The organism is Solwaraspora sp. WMMA2056, assembly GCF_030345095.1.
Classification (GTDB): domain Bacteria; phylum Actinomycetota; class Actinomycetes; order Mycobacteriales; family Micromonosporaceae; genus Micromonospora_E.
Window position 1 is genome coordinate 6,822,227 of sequence record NZ_CP128360.1, and the last position, 16,422, is coordinate 6,838,648.

Below are 16,422 nucleotides of genomic sequence, written 5' to 3' on the forward strand. Positions count from 1 at the left end.
GCTCGTACAACTCCAGCAGCCGCTTCGGATGCTCCGTCGAGGTGACGCCTACGCACGTCAAAATTGCCCCGTGAGGTGTCCGAGCGTCACCTCGATGCACGTCGGCCGTCAGCCGCGCTTCGATGGGCATCTGATGCGGGGGTGGGCAGATCGTCGAGGGTCACGGTGCCGTGCAGCAGCTCGACGACCCGGTCGGCGCTGATCACGCCCCGCCGGTAGGCGCGCATCGCCGCCTGCGCGTACGCCGGGGCGAGCGCCGGAGACCGAAGCTCCTGCGCGAACCGCGCGCCACGTACCTCGATGTAGTCGCCGACGGTCGGCCGCTGCACCTGCAACAGGTCGCGCTCGGCCCGGGAGATCAGCTCCAAGGTGTACGCGTGGGAAACAACCGCCGACCAGTTCACCCGATACTCGGCCGACAGGACGAACAGTCGTTGACGGGGGTAGTCCCACTCGCCCGAAAGCTCGGCCCAGCGGGCAATGACCGACGGCCCGGGCATCAGGAAGTGGATCGCGAAGGCGTCGATCAACGCTTCCCGCTCGGACCGGCCGGAGCCGCCACTGACGTCCGCCGCGTACTCGTCGGCGAGCAGGTGGTGACCGAGCTCGTGCGCGAGATTCACCCGCCGCTGACCGGCGATCGCGGCACCGTTGACCAGCGCCACGCCCACTTGACCGGTCCGCAGATAGCCGCCGTCGATCACCCCCGGACCCAGGTCGAGCGAGAACGCGAGCAGGCCCAGCCGTTCGACCATCGCCTGCAGGTCGACCAAGGGGCCGTCTCCGCAGCCGAGCAGGGCGCGCGCTTCGGCCGCGCCGGCTTCCGCTTCGGCGAGTGTGGTGACGCCCGATTGCAGGCCTGTGGCCGCCAGCGTCAGTGCTCCGACGTCGGACAGCAGCTCGACGTCGCGGCTGACCTGGTCCAGCGCGTCTTCCAGTCGCTGCACGTCATGGTCGGCCGAGATCCCGGCCCGCCTGCTGGCGAGGGTCTCCGCCGGGACGGTGAGAAACCACTCGACGGTACGGCCGAGCAGCTCGGCGATCCGCGACAGCTCAAGCGCGTCCAGTTGACGCTGGCCGAGCTCGACACGGGTCAACGCCGAGCGGTGGATGCCGAGTCGTTCGGACAGCTCACGCTGGCTGAACCCGGCCAGCTCGCGGGCGGCGGCCACCCGGCCACCCACCTCCACCCAGCTTCGCAACGGCGCACGCATCACAGCCCCAATCTTGCCTCGCCGGTGTGAAAATCACACCGCTGAAGGATAGATCGGCAAGATCTAGTGCGCCTTCCATGCCCCGACAGGTTGCAGCTGTAGTACCACCGGCGGTACCATCAAGCCATGCCGTCCGTAGAGAAGCTCGTCGAAGCGATGCGAAGAAGCCAGCAGAACATCGCCTACAACGACCTCTACCGGGTGTGCGAGCACTACTTCGGGAAGCCGCGACAAGACAGCAGCTCCCATGCGGTGTTCAAGATGCCCTGGCCAGGCGACCCTCGAGTCAATATCCAAAACGACAAAGGCAAGGCCAAGGCGTATCAGGCGCGGCAGGTGCTCAAGGCGATCGAGAAGAAGGAGGTGCTGTGATGCAGTCCGCTGACCGGCCCGAGGTGTCTCACTTCACCTACCGCGTCACGTGGTCGGCCGAGGACGGCGAGTTTCTCGCTACCTGCGCCGAGTTCCCATCCCTCTCGTGGCTGGCATCCACCCAGATCAAGGCTCTCCAGGGAATCCAGGATCTACTGCGTGAAGTGCTCGCCGACATGGAGGAGCAGGGCGAGCAGGTGCCGCAGCCGTTCGCTGACCGCAGCTACTCAGGCAAGTTCAACCTCCGCGTCGGAGAGAGCCTGCACCGCGAACTGGCTATCCGCGCCGCTGAGGATGGCATGAGCCTCAACCAGTACGTCTTGCGAAAGCTCAACGCTGCCTGAACATAGAGCTACCGGCGACCAAGCCCCGCGAGATGGTCCGGCCAGAGAACCCTGTCGCGCCGCGTTACGGCGAGGGCGATGATCGGGTCCATGACCAGCTTCCCGGCGCAGGCGCGCCGCGTACGCGACAGCACGCTTGCGCCACAACGCAGGCTGTCCGCGTTGCGGGAGTGCACCCAGCACTGCGCGCCGTACGGATTCCGCGCCACCTGGCACCACCTGGTCGTCTCCGCGCGCATCCCGCGCCGGCCGGTCGACGACCCCGGCGCGCTGGTCCGCGCCGTCGACGAACTACAGCGGGTGCGCGACGTGGTCCTGCCCCGCGGAGCCGAGTACGCCGGCCAGCGCCGTCAGGAGAAGTTGGCTGGCCGGCGGTGCGTACGGACTTCGCCGCCCTGGAACTCGTGGGGCTGGTCGGACATCGCCTACTGCCCCGACCCGGAACACCACCCGACAGCACCACTGGAGACGGTCGTCCGGGCGGTCCTCGACCGCCAAGCAGCCGGCGTCAACGCCGATACGCACTGCCTAGCGTGCGGCAAGGAACGGCGCCAACCCGGCCGCGCCTGCCCGACCTGCGGCGTCCATCCAGCCGGTCGCGCCGGACGCTGGTATGACGGTGGCTGACATCGACGAGCTGCTGCCACCCTCGCGTTCGCCTCGGGACTACCTGGATCTCGTCGCCGATCCTCGGGTCGACCAGGCGGTGTTGCACACCCTGGCAGCCAGCCCGTACTCGTTCGTGCGCCAAGCGGTCGCCGACCATCCGCTCGCCGACGCACGAACCCTGTCCACTCTGCCGACAGACGACCTCGACCGGTGGGATCGCAACCGCCTGGTCGCCACAATCGCGCGGCACCCGAACGCCGACCGGGCGGTGCTGCTCGGCGTACTGGCTGAGACGTTGATGATGCTACGGCTGCCTGACGTCAGGCCGTATGCCTGTGCCCTCGCCCTCGCGGAGCGTCCCGAGCTTGAGCCTTTCGAGGTGTCAGCCCTCAACGATCAGCCTGGCGCCTCCCGTTGGATGCGCCGCGGTGTGCGTCGTCGTCTGGCCATGCGTCCACCAGCCCACCGGTCGTTGTCGTCACCGGACTACGCCGATCGATCGTGATCTGGCTCCTGCCTACTGCGCCGCGCGTGCTCACGTGCCGGCGGGTGGCCGGGCTGGCTGGTCTGGCATCCAAATGTGTCGTCGAGGTGAGGTTGACGCACGTCAAAATCGCGAGGTGAGGTATCTGAGCCTCACCTCGATGAAGTCCCCGCCGCCTCAACACCCGTGTCCGCCGCCCGCAGTACGGGCGACGAGCTCTGTCGTCACTTATTCGGGCGATCCCATGACGTCCGCTTCTCTCAGCACTCGTCGTCGTACTCGCTCTCGGGCCGCAACGCCAGCAGGAAGGACACGAAGTCTGGGGCGAGCACGGTCACCTGGTAGTCCCACTCTTGATCTACATGGACCACCTGCGGCTCGCCGTCCGGGCCGCAGTCCCGGTAGTCGAACGCGATCATGTCGTGCCCAGCAGAGGGGCAGGTCGCGAAGTACACGCCGATCGGCGGATAGGCCCATTCCTCGATCCAGAACCAGCTGCCGGCTTCACCTGCCAGCGAGTATCGCTTCTTCCTCCCGATCCCCATGATGCTGTCTACGGCGACGTGATCCTGCGCCCATGTGGTCCGGCTCGGCGCAGGGCAGCACGGGTCACGCGGTATCCCGCCGTTGTGCGACCTCATCAGCGTCAGGTACGACGTCGGCAGACGGAAGCCCAGTTCGGCCTGCACCGATGCGATCAGAGCGTCCGACGGCGGCGCGTCGACGTAGGTGTCAAGCGCGTACTCGCTGTCGTCCCAGAACGAGGCCACAGCAAGGCCAGGATAGGCGTGCTGGACGAATTCATGGAGCATAGTGCTCCTTGCGACCGGTGACGATTGCCGTGCTGTACCTGTCAGCTGGCCATCATGGGCTGCTGGATCGCAGCGACGCTTCGATGGGCATCGGGTGCGGGGAGGGCAGGTCGTCGAGGGTCACGGTCCGGTGCAGCAGCTCGACGACCCGGTCCGCGCTGATCACGCCGCGCCGGTAGGCGCGCATCGCCGCCTGCGTGTACGCCGGGGCGAGCGCCGACGGCTGAAGCTCCTGCACGAACCGCACGCCACGGACCTCAAGGTAGTCGCCGGCCGTCGGCCGCTGCACCTGCAGCAGGTCGAACTCGGCCCGGTAGATCAGCTCCAAGGTGTACGCGTGGGAACGGCCGCCGACCAGCTCACGCGGTATTCGGCGGCCAGGATCGACTGGATCGAGGCCTACTCCACATCGCAAGCCGTCAGATCGGGCCAGTCGCCTCCATAGACGCCGTGCCGCCACTCTCGCCTTTCCGACTCGCCTCGCCGGGGGCGTGGTGCCGCCGTTGAAGCTCATCGCGTTCAATGTCCGGGATCGTCATCGACTCCGCGAGCACGGCGGCGAGCATGTCGACCTGGGTGCTGTCGATGTCGGCGTGGAAGAACCACCGGATGTTCTCATCGCGGGTGATGAGGTCGACCGCCAAGCGCCCACTCTTGTCCTGCAGCGTCGGTACTCGGACATATCGCACCCGGTCCACCGGGACGTCCTCACGGATCTCGCCTTGCTCGAGGAACGCGTTCGTCATGGCCGTGATGATGCGACGATCCGTGACGGCGACCAGTGTCTTTGCCGCCGCCTTGTCCCTCGCTGCCGCAAACCTGTCCTTTGCCCCGCTGAAGATCGCCGAGATCGAGCCGAGACCGTCGAGCTGGTCGGAAAGGCCGAGGACACGTAGGGTCTCATCGTCCTCCAGGAACCACCGCAGAATGCGGAGGTACGGCTCGATATCTAGCGATTTCGGTGCGCAGACGACGCCCGGAGCCTCAAGCGGAGGGGCTGGCGGATGCAGAGCATCGGCAAGCGGCTCGATCGCCTTGAGAAGGCGGGCGGAGGTCTGGCGGGCTGCGATCGAGTCCTTCCGTTTCCCCGGTAGCGGCAGCGTGTCGCGGCCGGGGAGCTCGGCGAGGATTCGTAGCTCCCGCGTCAGCGAGTCGATGAGTCTCGTCGTCTCGGCGAGAGCGGAGTCAAGCTCCGTACGGGTGTCGCGGACGATGACGTCGACGAGCCGCGCCTCGTCAGCGTCATCGCGGCCGGCTGCCCTCGCCTTCCCCACACGTAGCGCCTGATACCCGGTCCACGCCTTGACGGAGGACAGGAGGGCATAGGCGTCGAAGACGATCGCCTCCGCGTTTGTCTGGAGATACTCACGGCCGCGACGTACCTCGGTCCGAGCGATCTGCGCCACGTGGCCGCGGACATGCCCTCGGTACAGTTCAAGCTGCTTGCGCAGTGAGGCTTCGCTGCCCGCGACGCTGTCCCACAAGGACGGTGGGACCGATTCGATCTCTCGTGCGTGGTCAACTGCGCGTTCGACGGTGGCGACGAGCCCGGTCAGCTCGGCCCACTGCTCGTTGCGAATGGCGGTGAGCACCTGACTTGTCAGCGCGATGTTGGTCCTGACTAGGCCCGTGATCTCGCTCAGCTGCATCTGAAGGGCGACCATGGCCAGCGCTGGCCCGACCGCCGCCGCGATCTGCGCCGCGCTCGCCGCAGTCACGGGGATGAAGCGGGCCTGAGCAACGATGCGACCAGGGGTCATCACCGCTCCGAGGTTCGCGCCATCCTTGACGGCAAGTGTCGCGCCGGCCCTCAGTAATCCCTGGGTCTCGCCGCTGATCCGGTAGAGCCCCTGTGCGCTGGCGAATGCGTTCCTGAGGTTTCCGGCCACGGTCGCTGTGCTTCCGATCGAGGCCAGGACGGTCGAGATCTGCTCACGGTCGGCGGCCGGCACAAGGCCAAAGTCGATCAGGGCGGGCCTGAGCTCCGCCGGGACCTCACCGAAGACCACAGCAGCTCCGGGGAACACCTCAGCCAGGACCATCGGTGTCGTCGTTGAGTCGATGTCCGTGTCGGCTGTCGGATCGTCCACCGCAGGTGAGTCGACGGAGCTGCTCCCGGCGCCGTGCTCGGGCTCGGCGGTCTCCATCGAGTCCGATAGGTCCTGCATGTGATCTCCTCCGGCAAGGGCGTGCACTGGCAAGCCGCCGTCGGCGTTCGGAGCCGAAGCGAAGGTTCGACGCCTGCGAGTGCAGTGAAAACCTGCATCCGGTCGCTGCGCGAAACGTCAAAATTCAACCGCGCCGCGACGGGAGCGCGACGCTGGCCACTGTAGCCCTGCCGACCACACCACGCCATCCCGCATTCCGTCCGGAAGTCGACTTGCACGATTCCACAAAAACACCCAGAACTCCGCTGAACGGGCGCAGATGAGAAGCGCCTGGTTGTGCCATCCATCACCGCCGGCTACGTACTCCTGCGCAACTCGGCTCAGGATAGGAGCGGCACTCCGTCAAGGAGCTCGGTTGCTGATGGTCGCGATACTCGCGTCATGGACGCGGTAGGCGTACGGCCGGGTGGCAGCCTGGTGGGGACTCTGGCCAGCGCCTACCGGCGGACGGTGCGCGACGGGCACCTGGTGGTGAGCTCAGCCCAGGTGCTACGCCGAGGCGTGATTCGAGTTCCTGAGCTGGACGGCTTCCCACCGCCGTGGTCACGGGCCTGGCGGCAGGGGCCGGAGCCAGTCGACGACGAGCCGCCACCGCATCGGTCGCGCCTGTTCCCCGAGTTCGATCAGCAGGTGGAGCTGTTCGCCGAGGGTGCGCTGCGGGAGGCGACCCACAACGGCGGTCCCGGCGAGGCCGTGTTCTCCGGGCTGGTCCGGCACGCCGTCTACGAAGCTGTTCACGAGGCGAGCCGCCTCCACGGGGCGCCCGCTGGAGTCCGCCACCTACTGGCGGCGATGTACGCCGTGCCAGGTAATGCTGCCGCCCGGCTCGCCGAGCAGATGTGGGTGCCCGGCCACGGGGATGATCGTCTGTTGAGCCGCCAGTTACCCCGGTACCGCGCTGGCGACCCTCCACCGAACTGGGCTCCGGAGATGCTCAAGGTGATGGGCGTCCTCCCGACGACGATTCCGGTCGTGCCGCAGACCCTCTGGAAGGCCGTCGTGACTACCGGCGGATACTTCCTGCTGCGTCGCCCGTTCCATCGGCACGGCACCCGCTACGGACATGTCATTCCGATCATCGTGGAGCGGGATGCCGCCCTACAGGCAATCCGGCTCGGCCGCACGCGCACCGGCACCGTCGAGGTGTTGTTGAGCATCCTGGACCTGCACGAGCAGCTACACGCTGCCGGCGTGGACCTGCCGGAGCCGGTCGCCCAGCACAACACCGCCGGTCAGATCCTGCGTACGCAGGGAGTCACCTTGCTCGCCGCGACCGTCGCCGCTGCCCGCTCGCCGGACACGCCGCAGGTCGGTGCCGATCCGACTGCGGTGCGGTCGCCGTCCCGACTCAGGGCCAGTCGACCCGCACCACCGCTGGATCCCGATGCCGAATCCGCACTCGGTGCGGCGAGCATGGCCGCGAGGGAGTCCGGTCACCCGTTCGCCGGCACGACACACCTGTTGGCGGGCATCCTGCGGGACCGCGACGGCCCAGCCGCTCGACTACTGCGCGGCCTCGGTGCCGACCCCGAGGCCATCCTCGGGCAGACCTCCGTACGGCCAGATTGACGAACCGCGCGGCACACCGCTCCCGTGGCGGATGCGAGGGCTACCCGTTCTCCTGGCTGAGCTGGAGACAGGAACCGGTTCCGGAGACAGCCAGGGTCACAGAAGCCTGACGCCGGCTCTCGTGATGCGGGCCACGAGCACGTTGTGACCTTGAGGGGCCTCGCGTTTTCCGGACAGTGGTTCGGCCGGTTCTTTCACGCCGCGATTTGAAGGTTCTCGAACTCTGCGTGGACTTCCCGGGGAGGTCGGTAGCCCACCGCTGAATGCAGACGCTGACGATTGTACCAGAATTCGATGTAGGCAGTAACGTCCCGGCGTGCCGCCTCACGAGTGGGATACTTCACACGCGACACGCGTTCGTTCTTCAGCGCACCGAAGAACGATTCCGCCATCGCATTGTCGAAACAAGTTCCGGTCCGGCCAGCAGATCGCCGCAACCTCAGATCCCGCAGCGTTCTGCCGTAGTCGTCCGACATGTAGTTGCTGCCCCGGTCCGAATGAAAGATGGCGTTCTTCCTGAGTTCGCGATTCCGGGCGGCGTTACGGATGGCGCGGGATATCAACGGCGTCTGGTAGTGGTCGTCCATCGCGTATCCGATGACTTCCTTCGTGCAGCAGTCGATGACGGTCGCCAGATACAGCCACCCCTCGCCGGTCGGGATGTACGTGATGTCGCCGACGAGCTTCTCGCCAGGCGCGTCGGCGGTGAACTCCCGGCCGACGAGGTCAGGCACCGTGCCGGACGACGACTGGGTGAGACCCCACCGCCTCGGGCGGGGCTGGCACGGCACGAGCCCGAGCTCGCGCATCAGCTGGCGGACGAGTTCCGGCCCGGCGGACACGCCCTGGCGCCGCAGTTGCGCGTGGACACGTCGATGCCCGTAGGTGCCGTCGGACGCGGCGAACACCTCCTCGATGGCCGATCGAAGGTGGGCGCGGCGGGTGGCGGTCGCGGAGTCGGGGCGGGTTCGCCATTCGTAGTATCCGGACCTGGACACGCCGAGTTGTTCGCACATGAAGTCGACGGGGTAGGCGTACTTCGCGGTGTCGAGTCGCATCGTCTCGATGAACTCGTACAAGCTCGTTACCGAGGGTCCTTCGCGAAGTACGCCGCGGCTTTTTTCAGGAAGCTGTTCTCCATTTCGAGTTCCCGGTTGCGACGTTCGAGTTCCTTCAGTCGAGCGCGCTCGTCGACGCCGATCGGTGGGCTGTCCTGGGCGCCGCTGTTTTCCCGCCGGTACTGGCGGACCCAGGAACGGAGCGTCTCCGGGTGAACGTCGATCTCCCGGGCAACCTGCGACACTGGCTTGTTCGACTGTAGAACGAGTTGCACTGCTTCTTCACGGAACTCTGGGGTGTATGAGCTTATGCGTGCCATCGCGCTTCTTCCCTCGACTTTCCTTACAGGGTAACCTTATTGGCTCCCTGTCCGGAATCCTCGGGGCACCTCACCTCCGTCGTCGCGCCATACTTCAGCGCGCCCACTCTCGTGCAGGAGTTCGTCGCCTGCTACAGGGGTGCCGTGATCCCATTCGGCTGGCCAGCCGTCAAATCGGCGCACCTCGACGAGACCTCGGGCCACCAACGAGACCAGGCCCGGCCCGAGGAATCCAGCCAACCAGATCGCTGACTCGGCCTCGTCCCAACCGAGCTCCCACAGGGGAAGCGGCGAATCCTCCAAGGGGCAGAGGACCAGTTCCTCTGCCCGGTCCAGACCTTCATCCACGGCCGTCGGGGACCTCCTCGGTGCGGTCCGGCGCTCCGCGCGCCTGAGCTGGATCAGCCGCGAACCGCTCAGATTGGCGGGCGGCTCTGCCACTGTCGGAACCTGAATCATCAGGTTCGCCACCCAACTCACCCGTACAGGCTTCACGATCTCGCGACGCCGGACCACCGATTTCGTTACGCAGCAACTCTTCGACGCGTTCGGATATGTCGTCACGCCCGCTCCGACCGGCCGCACGTGCAGTAAGCGTTCGCTGGCCGGTCGGGCCGGAATCGGCCGAGGGGCGCGCCGCCTCACGGACGTCGGCGACGGTCAGGTCCGGCGAATCCTCCACGATGCCAGCCTCGCTCATCTCGTCAGCGACCATTCCTCCGTCATGGCAGCACCGTATCCAGCCGACCGGCAGCTCTACGGATCGACGGCACCCTGCGGCGGGCAGCAGTACGCTGCTCGGGTGGCCGTACGAGTGGATGCTCGGATCGCCGCCGTGATCCTGGTCGATCCGGCAGGTCGGTTGTTGTTGCAGCTCCGTGACCGGCAACACCCGCGTCGACCCGTACCGCTGGTGTCTGCCGGGCGGGAACGTCGATCCGGGCGAGGATCCACTGACTGCCGCTCACCGAGAGTTGCTGGAGGAGACCGGCCTCACGGAGCCGGAGCTGCGCCTGTTCTGGCAGGGACTCGCCCCATCGGCGAAGTTCCCCGGCGCGGTCGGCGAGTTCTCGATCTTCTACGCGCCGACCGACGCCACGGACGAGGATGTGGTGTGCGGGGAGGGTGCCGCGATGCGGTTCGTGGCCGGCACCGTCCGTGCGCACTCTGGAGTTCGGACGGGCGTACGGCGAAATCGTCCCGCGCTTCCTGGACTCCCCGCTGTACCGCGAGCTGATCACCGCCGGTTGACCCGATGGCGGGCGGCCGGGTGGATCGCTGCCCCGGCTGGGCTCCGTTCGTCAGGAGGCGCGCGTGGATGCCCGGCACCGCGAGCAGATCGTCGATCGCCGCATAGAACCCCTCGAAGCTATCGATCCGGTCGAACTTCCCCAGGTATCGGCGAAACGCCTGGCTAAACGTGCTCGGGATAGCTTGCCGGTTCAGGCCACCGTGACATAAAGGCCAGTCGAGAGCCAGCCGAGAACGGCCACACCGTACAGCAGCCGGAGAGCCTCGGTTTTTGTCCACGCCAGGCCGAAACGACGCGGTGGCGGAATCCGGCCGTGCGGAAGCACGCTGGGGGCCGAGCCGGCCTCGATCTGGCGCAGTCCGTAATAGTCTTGTTCCAGGAAGGCCGCCCATTGTCGGAAGTGCCGACAGTTCTCCATGTTCTTGCGTTCCCACCGGTAGATCGCGAAGGTAACGAGTGCCGCGAAAAGACTCAGAAGCACAACCGCAACTTGAGGAACCGCCGTCGCGGGCGAGCGCATCAGCAGGACGATCCCGATTCCGGTCACTAACGGAATCGCCGTCATGAGCTTGAGGCTGATCTCGTCAGTCGCTCTCGTGTGAGCACACAACTCCTGGTAGACGATATTCAGATCGCCTTGGCCGAGCGGGAACGGCTGACCCGGTGTCACCTCGTGATTGTCTTCCATCATTGCTCCGATCCAGTGACCAGGTTGGACCTCTCAACACCCGGATCATCACACCAAGCGACAAACACCCTGGTAGCAGGCCTCGGCACATGATCAACTTACGACGATACCTTCTTGCACGTCTATCGTACGATGCGCACATGGCTGTTGATCACAAACCGTGACCGGCGCCGCAGAGCACAGAAGCCAGTACAGTCGAGCTGGAGAACGCCCGCGTCGGCTATCAAGCAGCGGTTTCTTTGATGGCAGTTGAGGGCAACCTGGTGTGGGCACGTTACGGGCTGATGGCCCTCGCGCATACGATCATCCTGACGGCAATCGGGCTGACATCCGGCGCACAGCAGCCAACGAGAACCATCACTTTGGTCGGCCTCTCGCTGGTCGGACTCACGCTGTGTGTCGTCTGGTGGCTGGTCAACGACATCGGCTTTCGCTAATTCTTCTACTGGCTGTTCGCGGCACGCAAGCTAGAGGAGCGCCATTTAGGTCCCTTGCGCACCCTCAGCAGAGGCATTCCCCTGCCCGGTCACCAGACACAACCCGCCCAGCCGCGCCTCAAAGGCAGGCAACGGCTCACCGCGCTGTAGGCGTACGGTCAGCCGGGCCAGGCCCAGGCGGCCCGGTTCATGTCCGCCGGCACATGGACCACGGCGGTGGTCAGCAGCCGGCGGCGTACCATCCGCGGCCGGACCACCCCCGCCGCCGCCAAACGGTGCGCGACCTGGCCGTGAGCCCGCGGCGCCAACAATGCCAACCACGTTCCTACCCGCCGGCGTAGCGGCTCCGCCTCCAGCCAGCGCAGGATCCAGCCGCCGAGCGCGTCCACCGGCACATGACCATCAGCTCCGCGAGGGCCGGCTCGCACGGCCACGGCCGGCGGCAGGCCCGACACCGCCACGAAGTTGTCGCCAGGATGCAGCTCCGCTGCCGCGCGCGCACCAGGTGAATCAGGATGGGTCGGTGCACCTCCAGACGGAGTCCGGTTCTTGACAGTCAGCCGCCCAAGTGCTCCGCCAGGGTGCGATTCGAGCCTCTGAGCTGGGCTGCAACTGGACTGGCCCACAGCAGCTATCTGATCGAGGACGCGCGATCATCCGTTCGTACAACTGATAGTCATTTCGGTTAGCCGTAACGTAGTGGCCCACGGCCCCCCAGACAAGGAGGACTGCGATGGCGCGCTGGCGACCGGCAGCCGTGCTGGCACTGCTGAGCGTGCTGGCCGTAGTCGGCGGTTGCGTGGACGAAAATGAACCACCTCCACCGCGACACCAGCTCGATGTCGTCGTCAACATCTTCCCAATTCACTGGTTGGCCGAGCAGATCGGCGGCGATGTCGTCTCCGTACAGTCGATTGAGGCAGAGCCGCACGAGCACGGCGACGAAGCCGACCACGAGACCCAACTGTCCGAGCCAGACAAGGAGCTGATCCGGCAGGCTGACGCAAACCTATTCGCTGGCAACATGTCCTCTGACCTGCGCAAGACGCTCACTGACTGGCAACAAAAGAACCCAGAAGCGCGCCTCTACGATATCTCCGAGCTCAAAAAGCTCGACCTGAAACCAGGCCCACCTGAGCTGGCGGAAGACCTGGTCGCCGACGGCTTGGACCCGCATTTCTGGATGGATCCCCTGCGGATGACACACGCCGCACAATGGGTGAATAACCAACTCCTCTCCGCAGTTTCCCTGGATGAAGCACTCAAGACATCCGCGCCGGAGTACAGGGAGGAGATGCAGGGTCGGCTCGAAGACGTCAAAGAAACGCTCGAGAAGCTGCACGACGAGCTCGACGACCCGATCTTGAAAGGGTGCAGCGGCCGGTCCATCGTGCCTGAGCACCCGGCGTTCATGTACCTGGCCGAGCAGTACGACCTGCATCAGTTCGCCGTATCGAGTCTGTGGAGCAAGGACCTAACCCCCCAGGTACGCAGCCAACGGGAGAAGGATCTCGAGGAACTCTTCCGGTCCGACCCGCAGGGCTATTGCGTTGTCGGGTAACTGCTGGTCACGGCGGTGATCAGGTCGTGTGATCGGCGGTTGGCTTGGCGGGTTGCCCGGGCGATGTTGGTCGCCCCGGTGGTGCGGTGCCAGCCGATCGCGGTGTTACGCAACGTGGCGAGAACGGCGGGTCCGGTGCCGGTCCGGGCCTGGTGAAGGTCTTCACGGAACGTCACGTCGCGTACGTGATGGACCTTGTTCTCGATGTACCAGTGTCGACGTATCCAGCTCTGCAGATCGCGGGGCAGGGCTTCGCCGGCGGGCAGCGACACGGTCAGATAGGCCGTCTCCCGGCTGGTTCTACCAGCGACGATGCGAGTCCGGGTGATGCACACGGCTTGCTGGGCGTACGGGAAGGCGATACCACCGGGGGTCGCGACGGTGACGGCCTTCACGGTGCGGGTCTCCCGGCGGCCGTGACCACGGTCGCGAGTCCGGTCACCCACCGGGACCCGTGCCCAGGGCAGTCCTTTCAGTTGCTTGAACAGGGTCGGCTGGTTGGCCTTCACCTGCACGAGCAGGTGTGCTCCACGGGCGGTGACCTCGTCGGCGTGACGGGTCTGGGTGTGCAGGGCGTCGGCGATGAACAGCACCCCGGTCAGGGAGCCGAGTACCTGTTCGACGGCGTCGAGCAGCGGCGCGAACGATGTGATCTCGTTGCTCTTCGTGTCCACGGTGACCTGGGCGATCACGATCCCGGTGGTGGTGTCCAGGGCGGACAGCAGATGCACCGTGCGGCCGTCGCCGGTGCGGGAGCCGTCGGGTAGCCCCGGCGCATTGCTGCGCCGGGGCCCCCTCAGAACCGGACGTGCGACTTCCACCGCATCCGGCTCAAGCAAGTCCCGTGGGCGGTCGCAGGGTGTAAGGCGCGGGGCCTGGTGCTGCGGGTGTGTCCGGTGGCAGTCGGCGTCGTCGTCGCTGTCGCCAGTAGTAGGTCAGGGCCGGGTCGTCCGGAGACGCGTCGGCGTTGACCATCTGGTGTCGGCGGATGGGCGTCCAGGACAAGCGGGTCAGGCAGGCGCCGGTGTCCCGGTCACCGAAGAGCCATCGGTCTTGCCTGGTCGGGTGAAACCGCCCGAAGTAGCGGTTCACGATCCATCGGTAGGACTTCGTCTCGTGCCGGTGTCGGGCCCACTTGAGCATCGTCCAGACGAGCGTGGAGTCGATGTCGTTGAAGACCTTCTTGGACACGACCGTGCGGTAGTACGCGGCCCAGCCCCGCAGGATCGGGTTGAGTCTGCTGATCACGGCGATCGCGTTCGCGCCGTAGAGGTTGCGGACCTCGGTCCGCAGCCGGGCGCGGAACCGCTTGACGGCCGCTTTCGACGGTGTGATCAGCAGTTTCCCGGGATTGCGGTAGTGGCGGACGGTGAAGCCGAGGAAGTCGAACCCGTCGGACAAGTGCACGATGCGTGTCTTGTCCTCGTTGAACGTCAGTCCTCGCGGCGCCAGCCACTGGACGAGGCGTTGCTTGACCTGTTCGGCCTGCTCCCGGGTGGAACAGAGCGCGACCAGGTCGTCGGCGTATCTGACCACGACCGGGGTTCCGGGCACCGACCAGCCCCGATGCGACGGGGTGGTCTGCTGCCGGGCCCCGGCTGCTGTCTCGATCCCATGCAGGGCGATGTTCATCAGCAGCGGGCTGATCACTCCGCCCTGCGGGGTGCCCTCCTCGGTCGGGGCGTACTGCCGGTTCTCGACCACACCCACTTTGAGCCACCGGGCGACGGGTTCCCTGGCGGGGAATCCGTGCAGGTGGCCCAGGAGCCGGTCATGGTCGATCCGGTCGAACGCCGCTGTCAGGTCCGCGTCGAGGATCCATGCCCGCTTCGGGTTCTTGCCCTTGCAGACGGCGAAAATCGCCTCGACCGCGTCATGACACCCCCGGCCGGGTCGGAAGCCGTAGCTCCTCGACTCGAACCGGGCCTCCCATTCGGGCTCCAGCGCGTTGAGCACCACGGCTTGCGCTGCCCGGTCGGCGATCACGGGGATGCCGAGCGGACGCCGTTTGCCGTTGGCCTTCGGGATGTAGATCCGGCGGACGGGCCGGGCCATCGGCCGACACCCGCGCTGCTGCACCCAGCGGGCGAGATCCACCCGCTCGGGACCGGTCAGCGCGGTCCGGCCGTCGACCCCTGCCGTCGCTCGTCCCTGGTTGACCTGCGCGACCCGGCGCGCACTGAGTAACGCGTTTGCCCGGGACCGCAGCATCAACCGTTGCAGACTACGCACCTTGCGGTGCGCTCCTGCCTGCGACGCCGTGAAGATCCGCTGGCGCAGCCGCCGTACTTCCTCCTCCGCCTGGGTCCAGTTCACCTGGTCCCAGTCGTCGGGAAAGCCCTGCGCTCCGTTCACCGCCGAAACGGCGGCGTCCAACGTCCCCGCAGGCGCTGACGTCATGCCCATCACCATCTCCACAGACTCACCTGACCCGCGTGGGCTCCCTCTCGGGCCGGGCACCACCGCGCCAACGACGCGGCGCTGCCCGTATCCGGTCGGTTCGACACCACACGGCCAGGAGGCGGCCGCACCTGTGATGCCCTTCCCGTCGCCTTTCGGCATCCCGGCCTTCGCTTCTCGGGTCATCCTGTTCCCGGCCAGGACTTCCGCCTTCCTCACGGTCGGCCTACCAGCCGCTGAAGCTGGACCTGGACGGGGTTTCCACGTTCCGCATGCATGAGACACGCACGGATAGGGCGCCCTCTGTACCCCGGGGACGATGGTGCTCCCCCAGCAGCGTTGCGTTCCACCGCCGGCATCCGCCGCTTCGCAGCGGCCAGTCCCTGATCTCGGCCCGGTCCCGCTTCCCTCCACCCGGACCTTCAAGATGACGAGGCATCAACCAAGGGTTCACTCACGTTCGCCCGCCCGTACTTCTCCTCACCCGTAGCCCTCGGAAGGAACGAGGACCCTTCGGCTTGAACCCTGGGCTCCGCACCCCGCAGTCACCCGCGACGCACGCCAGGGAGGAGACCGGCCACCGAGCACGGACCGGGGATCACGTCACCACGAGGGCACCTCCTCCGCCGTGATCCACTCAACACATGCGACCTCGTGTCGCACACGCAACGACTTGCCGTCGATGGCGATCACCGTGCGGTACCGCCTCGGGGTGGTCACCTGGGCGGGAGTGCGGGCACTCAGCCAGCCGGCGAGGACGGTGCCGAGCAGCGTGTCGTCGAGGCGGGTCAGCAGCCGCCAGACGGTGCTGCCGACCGGCACCCCCGCGGTGAAACCGAGCCGCCGCTGTGCTTGTGTGTCCAGGTCGTGCAGCCAGTCGGTGATCGCGGCGAACGATGACGCCCCGGCCATGACGGCACAGACCGCCACCGCCAGCAGCGGGGTCAGCGGGTACCGCACGCCTCGTGGGTCGCGTGGATCGGGAACAGCGGTCAGCGCGTGTAGTAGACCGCTGCGTTCACCGTCGGTGACTGGCACTGCCTCCGCGATCGAGGCGGGTGCCGCTACGGCCAGTGCGGGAGTGAGGGATGATGCCATCGGCGGGTGGGGTCTTTCTCGGAGTCATGAAGCGTC

General features: G+C 66.6%; 18 protein-coding genes and 1 pseudogene. 8 read left to right on the plus strand and 11 right to left on the minus strand.

All coding sequences use genetic code 11. The features are described from left to right. Nucleotides 1–86: 86 nt before the first annotated feature. Complete coding sequence (locus O7608_RS30970; protein ID WP_289207906.1) at nt 87–1,214, minus strand: helix-turn-helix domain-containing protein; 1,128 nt, start codon at nt 1,212–1,214, stop codon at nt 87–89. Nucleotides 1,215–1,340: 126 nt separating this feature from the next. Between O7608_RS30970 and O7608_RS30975 the strand changes: the two genes are divergently transcribed. From O7608_RS30975 to O7608_RS30990, 4 genes are all read left to right on the plus strand, one after another. After that, a complete protein-coding gene (locus O7608_RS30975; RefSeq protein WP_289207907.1) occupies nt 1,341–1,586 on the plus strand; it encodes a toxin HicA in 246 nt (81 codons plus the stop codon). Continuing rightward, nucleotides 1,586–1,930, plus strand: a complete 345-nt coding sequence (locus tag O7608_RS30980) for a type II toxin-antitoxin system HicB family antitoxin (protein ID WP_289207908.1) — start codon at nt 1,586–1,588, stop codon at nt 1,928–1,930. The genes O7608_RS30975 and O7608_RS30980 overlap by 1 nt, the downstream gene beginning before the upstream one ends. Before the next feature lie 90 nt (nt 1,931–2,020). After that, the gene (locus O7608_RS30985) at nt 2,021–2,557 is read left to right on the plus strand and encodes a hypothetical protein (RefSeq protein WP_289207909.1); all 537 of its coding nucleotides are present in this window, start codon (nt 2,021–2,023) and stop codon (nt 2,555–2,557) included. Continuing rightward, complete coding sequence (locus O7608_RS30990; RefSeq protein WP_289207910.1) at nt 2,544–3,044, plus strand: hypothetical protein; 501 nt, start codon at nt 2,544–2,546, stop codon at nt 3,042–3,044. The genes O7608_RS30985 and O7608_RS30990 overlap by 14 nt, the downstream gene beginning before the upstream one ends. A 239-nt stretch (nt 3,045–3,283) precedes the next feature. Here O7608_RS30990 and O7608_RS30995 read toward each other — a convergent pair whose 3' ends face one another. From O7608_RS30995 to O7608_RS31005, 3 genes are all read right to left on the minus strand, one after another. Continuing rightward, nucleotides 3,284–3,835, minus strand: a complete 552-nt coding sequence (locus O7608_RS30995; RefSeq protein WP_289207911.1) for an SMI1/KNR4 family protein — start codon at nt 3,833–3,835, stop codon at nt 3,284–3,286. A gap of 52 nt (nt 3,836–3,887) precedes the next feature. Continuing rightward, the gene (locus O7608_RS31000) at nt 3,888–4,163 is read right to left on the minus strand and encodes a hypothetical protein (RefSeq protein ID WP_289207912.1); all 276 of its coding nucleotides are present in this window, start codon (nt 4,161–4,163) and stop codon (nt 3,888–3,890) included. Nucleotides 4,164–4,254: 91 nt separating this feature from the next. Continuing rightward, nucleotides 4,255–6,003 carry a hypothetical protein gene (locus O7608_RS31005; protein WP_289207913.1) on the minus strand — a complete coding sequence of 583 codons (1,749 nt, stop codon included), beginning with the start codon at nt 6,001–6,003 and terminating at the stop codon, nt 4,255–4,257. 381 nt (nt 6,004–6,384) lie between these two features. Here O7608_RS31005 and O7608_RS31010 point away from each other — a divergent pair, with 381 nt between their 5' ends. Next, nucleotides 6,385–7,572 carry a Clp protease N-terminal domain-containing protein gene (locus O7608_RS31010; protein ID WP_289207914.1) on the plus strand — a complete coding sequence of 396 codons (1,188 nt, stop codon included), beginning with the start codon at nt 6,385–6,387 and terminating at the stop codon, nt 7,570–7,572. A gap of 194 nt (nt 7,573–7,766) precedes the next feature. Here the strand turns inward: O7608_RS31010 and O7608_RS31015 are convergent. Together O7608_RS31015 and O7608_RS31020 are read right to left on the minus strand one after the other, a co-directional pair. Next, nucleotides 7,767–8,950, minus strand: a protein-coding gene (locus O7608_RS31015) for an IS3 family transposase (RefSeq protein WP_421359974.1) whose coding sequence is annotated in 2 segments (ribosomal slippage) — nt 7,767–8,695 and nt 8,695–8,950 — 1,185 coding nt in all. Because the reading frame shifts where the segments join, the coding sequence is not laid out codon by codon here. A gap of 340 nt (nt 8,951–9,290) precedes the next feature. Next, a complete protein-coding gene (locus tag O7608_RS31020; protein ID WP_289207915.1) occupies nt 9,291–9,665 on the minus strand; it encodes a hypothetical protein in 375 nt (124 codons plus the stop codon). Nucleotides 9,666–9,764: 99 nt separating this feature from the next. Here O7608_RS31020 and O7608_RS31025 point away from each other — a divergent pair. Next, a pseudogene (locus tag O7608_RS31025) lies at nt 9,765–10,201 on the plus strand (NUDIX domain-containing protein). Nucleotides 10,202–10,392: 191 nt separating this feature from the next. Here O7608_RS31025 and O7608_RS31030 read toward each other — a convergent pair. Beyond that, nucleotides 10,393–10,893, minus strand: coding sequence for a hypothetical protein (locus O7608_RS31030; protein WP_289207916.1), 501 nt, complete (start codon nt 10,891–10,893; stop codon nt 10,393–10,395). A 197-nt stretch (nt 10,894–11,090) separates the two neighbouring features. Here O7608_RS31030 and O7608_RS31035 point away from each other — a divergent pair, with 197 nt between their 5' ends. Further along, nucleotides 11,091–11,327 carry a RipA family octameric membrane protein gene (locus O7608_RS31035; RefSeq protein ID WP_502959232.1) on the plus strand — a complete coding sequence of 79 codons (237 nt, stop codon included), beginning with the start codon at nt 11,091–11,093 and terminating at the stop codon, nt 11,325–11,327. Nucleotides 11,328–11,485: 158 nt separating this feature from the next. Here O7608_RS31035 and O7608_RS31040 read toward each other — a convergent pair whose 3' ends face one another. Beyond that, nucleotides 11,486–11,722 carry a GPP34 family phosphoprotein gene (locus tag O7608_RS31040; RefSeq protein WP_289207918.1) on the minus strand — a complete coding sequence of 79 codons (237 nt, stop codon included), beginning with the start codon at nt 11,720–11,722 and terminating at the stop codon, nt 11,486–11,488. 338 nt (nt 11,723–12,060) lie between these two features. Here O7608_RS31040 and O7608_RS31045 point away from each other — a divergent pair, with 338 nt between their 5' ends. Next, a complete protein-coding gene (locus O7608_RS31045; protein WP_289207919.1) occupies nt 12,061–12,888 on the plus strand; it encodes a metal ABC transporter substrate-binding protein in 828 nt (275 codons plus the stop codon). Here O7608_RS31045 and O7608_RS31050 read toward each other — a convergent pair. The 3 genes from O7608_RS31050 to O7608_RS31060 all read right to left on the minus strand — a co-directional run bounded on the left by O7608_RS31050 (nt 12,870) and on the right by O7608_RS31060 (nt 16,248). Next, entirely contained in the window at nt 12,870–13,709 is an 840-nt protein-coding gene (locus O7608_RS31050) for an ISAs1 family transposase (protein ID WP_502959153.1), read from the minus strand. The two genes, O7608_RS31045 and O7608_RS31050, sit on opposite strands and share 19 nt — an antisense overlap. Before the next feature lie 10 nt (nt 13,710–13,719). Beyond that, nucleotides 13,720–15,288, minus strand: a complete 1,569-nt coding sequence (ltrA, locus tag O7608_RS31055; RefSeq protein ID WP_289207921.1) for a group II intron reverse transcriptase/maturase — start codon at nt 15,286–15,288, stop codon at nt 13,720–13,722. 603 nt (nt 15,289–15,891) lie between these two features. After that, entirely contained in the window at nt 15,892–16,248 is a 357-nt protein-coding gene (locus O7608_RS31060; protein WP_289207922.1) for a transposase family protein, read from the minus strand. Between the last annotated feature and the right edge of the window lie 174 nt (nt 16,249–16,422).

Excerpts from the sequence above, each read along its gene's own strand:
- O7608_RS30970 (WP_289207906.1), bottom strand. The coding sequence starts at position 1,214 with ATGCGTGCGCCGTTGCGAAGCTGGGTGGAGGTGGGTGGCCGGGTGGCC.
- O7608_RS30975 (WP_289207907.1), top strand. The coding sequence starts at position 1,341 with ATGCCGTCCGTAGAGAAGCTCGTCGAAGCGATGCGAAGAAGCCAGCAG.
- O7608_RS30980 (WP_289207908.1), top strand. The coding sequence starts at position 1,586 with ATGCAGTCCGCTGACCGGCCCGAGGTGTCTCACTTCACCTACCGCGTC.
- O7608_RS30985 (WP_289207909.1), top strand. The coding sequence starts at position 2,021 with ATGACCAGCTTCCCGGCGCAGGCGCGCCGCGTACGCGACAGCACGCTT.
- O7608_RS30990 (WP_289207910.1), top strand. The coding sequence starts at position 2,544 with ATGACGGTGGCTGACATCGACGAGCTGCTGCCACCCTCGCGTTCGCCT.
- O7608_RS30995 (WP_289207911.1), bottom strand. The coding sequence starts at position 3,835 with ATGCTCCATGAATTCGTCCAGCACGCCTATCCTGGCCTTGCTGTGGCC.
- O7608_RS31005 (WP_289207913.1), bottom strand. The coding sequence starts at position 6,003 with ATGCAGGACCTATCGGACTCGATGGAGACCGCCGAGCCCGAGCACGGC.
- O7608_RS31010 (WP_289207914.1), top strand. The coding sequence starts at position 6,385 with ATGGACGCGGTAGGCGTACGGCCGGGTGGCAGCCTGGTGGGGACTCTG.
- O7608_RS31020 (WP_289207915.1), bottom strand. The coding sequence starts at position 9,665 with ATGGTCGCTGACGAGATGAGCGAGGCTGGCATCGTGGAGGATTCGCCG.
- O7608_RS31030 (WP_289207916.1), bottom strand. The coding sequence starts at position 10,893 with ATGATGGAAGACAATCACGAGGTGACACCGGGTCAGCCGTTCCCGCTC.
- O7608_RS31045 (WP_289207919.1), top strand. The coding sequence starts at position 12,061 with ATGGCGCGCTGGCGACCGGCAGCCGTGCTGGCACTGCTGAGCGTGCTG.
- ltrA (WP_289207921.1), bottom strand. The coding sequence starts at position 15,288 with ATGACGTCAGCGCCTGCGGGGACGTTGGACGCCGCCGTTTCGGCGGTG.